Consider the following 676-nt stretch of genomic DNA (forward strand, 5'->3'; position numbering starts at 1 on the left):
CGCCTGTATCAATAATATCCACTCTCCTCCAGCAAGCCCTTGTACACTCGCTCGGCTGTACCCACTGTCTTTCCAAGTGCATAAAATGGTCAGCAACAGAAGAGACATAACGCTGTGAATTTGCTTAAGCTATCACCGTGCAATAAGCTAACGACGATTTACTCTGAATATCAATGGAGATGATCTTTTGTACCCTCTAAACTCTTGAGAATAACTTTAAGAATATCACTGATAGAAAAGATTTTTTTCTGCCGGAGGTACAATACTGCAAGAGTGTTTTTGTGAAATGTTTTCCAGATTCATATCCTTTCTTATCATTTGGAATATAGAAAAAAGAGGAACTTCTCTAACAAAGAGAAGCAGAATCTTATAAAATGTTCAAAAAAAATCATTCTCCTTTAAACGCAGATTCGTTGAAGACTGAAAAGAGAGAGGCCCATGCAAATAAGTCCAAGCTGGTGGTTTCATAAAAGGTAACCGTATACTTTGTCTCTCATCTAAACGAAAAGAACGGTAAATGTGCGCCATAGGAGAAGAAAGTGCTGGCATATGCATAAAAGGACGATCGATAATCGCAATAGGAAGAAAAGATATGATATCACGCCACCGATACCAATGATGAATTGTTGCCAAACTATCTGAACCCATAACCCACAAAAAATGCACCCCGGGGCAG

General features: G+C 38.9%; 2 pseudogenes. Both read right to left on the minus strand.

What is annotated here, in order from left to right:
• Nucleotides 1-318: pseudogene (locus ACFIK8_RS11705) on the minus strand (RsfS/YbeB/iojap family protein); the annotation flags it as partial.
• A gap of 60 nt (nucleotides 319-378) precedes the next feature.
• Nucleotides 379-676, minus strand: a pseudogene (locus ACFIK8_RS11710) (nicotinic acid mononucleotide adenylyltransferase); the annotation flags it as partial.

Source organism: Bartonella sp. MR168JLCBS, from assembly GCF_042194175.1.